Below are 2335 nucleotides of genomic sequence, written 5' to 3'. Positions count from 1 at the left end.
ATTGTGGTTTAAAGCCTCCCCTTTTAAGGGGATAATAAATAAAAATTTTCCTGTTTGTCAATCCTCTCCTTTTCAAGGAGAGGTAATTCTAAATTCTTAATTCTAAATTCTTAATTCTTGAACTCTACTTATAAGCTCTAATTTCCGATGCTGGGAAAATGAAGATTTACTGACTACTGCACCATCTACCACCTAATACCAAGCGTGATAAGTGTTTGTTACAAATGGTAGGAACCTTGGATGCAACGTCCGTATCAAAGAAGTAAGAAGTAAGAAGTAAGAAGTAAGAAGGGATAAAGATTTAAAAAAGGCAAAAATGGGATTAGATAACTATCTAAAATGAATTAAAGTATCTATTTTTCAGCATATCTGACCGACAGCCACCTTTTTGCAGCATTCTTGTTTTCAAAGTCGTATAAAACCTAAAATTTATTTGTAGTAAAAATTTATCACTATAATCAGGTAAAGTATTTTTTTTCCTTCCCGATGTCCTGTTACCTAAAATCGAAAACTTGTCTATCTTACAAATTTAAGAATTGCTATATGACATTAAANAAGTCGTATAAAACCTAAAATTTATTTGTAGTAAAAATTTATCACTATAATCAGGTAAAGTATTTTTTTTCCTTCCCGATGTCCTGTTACCTAAAATCGAAAACTTGTCTATCTTACAAATTTAAGAATTGCTATATGACATTAAAAATACTGTCATAGTTCAGTATTGTTATCTATATACAAATAGAGGAAAATTATAATGATAAGGTGACAAAAATAATCACAAAACCTATGCACCAAAATCCAGAAACTAGGTTTGTTCGTGGCAACCGGATTTATTGGCGTAAGTCCTATAATCATATAGTAAATATTCGGTATTAATATTATTCTGGCGAATAGAGCTAGATACATACCACTTTGTTGTAGATAAAAAATCAACTTCTAATAATGACTATTTTTCAGACTTCCTTAACATTCCCATTAATAGGTTTAGCAACTATTTATATCTCTGGTTTTATGTTGCTAAGATTAATCCAAAACCGATTGATATTTGAACCTAAATCATTGGTTTTAGCTACTCCTGCTACTTTTAACCTTCCTTATGAAGAAGTTTGGTTATCAGTACCAACTTCTCGCAACCAAACAGAAAAAATATCTGGTTGGTGGATTCCGCAAACTCAACCCAATGCAGGAGTAATTCTCTTCCTACATGGCGCCAGTGGAAATATGGCTGCTCAGAAAAAAAGTTGCAATCTTGAGCGAGTAGCAAAACTATATCAATTAGGATTTTCAGTCTTTATGATTGATTATCGGGGATACGGTAATAGTCAAGGAAAGTTTCCCACAGAAGCAACAGTTTATGAAGATGCTGCAATAGCTTGGAATTATTTAACTCAACAAAAAAGCTTTGCACCAGAAGAAATTTTTATTTATGGATATTCTCTCGGAGGAGCGANGCAATCTTGAGCGAGTAGCAAAACTATATCAATTAGGATTTTCAGTCTTTATGATTGATTATCGGGGATACGGTAATAGTCAAGGAAAGTTTCCCACAGAAGCAACAGTTTATGAAGATGCTGCAATAGCTTGGAATTATTTAACTCAACAAAAAAGCTTTGCACCAGAAGAAATTTTTATTTATGGATATTCTCTCGGAGGAGCGATCGCCGTTAATCTCTGCTTACAACAACCAAAAGCAGCAGGGTTAATAGCTGAAAGTTGCTTTACTTGTATCGAAGACATGGCTAAATACAGACGTAAAATCCAGATATTTCCTCTGAAGTTGCTGGTTACTCAAAAATTTGATTTGATTAACAAAGTCAAATCATTGCAAATGCCAGTCTTATTTATTCATGGTATGAACGATGAAACTGTACCTGTAACCATGAGTCAAAAATTATTTGCTGCTGCACCCGAACCAAAAAAACTGCTGTTGCTCCCAAATGCTGGACATAACGATCTGGCAGAAGTAGATAGCGATCGCTACATAGCAGCATTGCAGGAATTTTTTCCTACAGCGGAGGAGTCAGGAGGGAAGAGTCAGGAGAGAATTTTAACACAACTCAGGAGTCAGGAGTCAGGAGTTAGGAGTTAGAGTCACGAGGAAAGAGTCAGGATTTTTCCTGTCTTTACTGTCTGGGGCGGGCGAGGGGGTTGAAGCCCAACTACAAACAATTACGCTCCCTCGTAGTATTGCTCTAGCCCTATCTTATTGATTTGGGAATGATATCAAATCCTGATAATTACTATACCCAAGTCATTGCGACTGGAACGGAGTGGAAGGTTTGCGGAGCATTCCGGAACGGATAGCAATCTCAGGGGTGCGCGGAGATTGCTTCCT

At 35.7% G+C, this 2335-nt stretch carries 1 protein-coding gene and 1 pseudogene; both read left to right on the top strand.

Annotated features, from left to right (window positions below; translation table 11 throughout):
* Positions 1 to 942: 942 nt before the first annotated feature.
* A pseudogene (locus AFK68_RS43210) lies at positions 943 to 1450 on the top strand (alpha/beta hydrolase); the annotation flags it as partial.
* A 1-nt stretch (position 1451) separates the two neighbouring features.
* Positions 1452 to 2089, top strand: a 638-nt coding sequence (locus AFK68_RS01310; RefSeq protein ID WP_143437402.1) for an alpha/beta hydrolase, incomplete at its 5' end; no start/stop codon positions are given.
* Between the last annotated feature and the right edge of the window lie 246 nt (positions 2090 to 2335).

The sequence above is a fragment of the Hydrocoleum sp. CS-953 genome (assembly GCF_002260545.1).
Lineage (GTDB): Bacteria > Cyanobacteriota > Cyanobacteriia > Cyanobacteriales > Microcoleaceae > Trichodesmium.
This window is presented reverse-complemented; position numbering and strand designations above follow the sequence as displayed.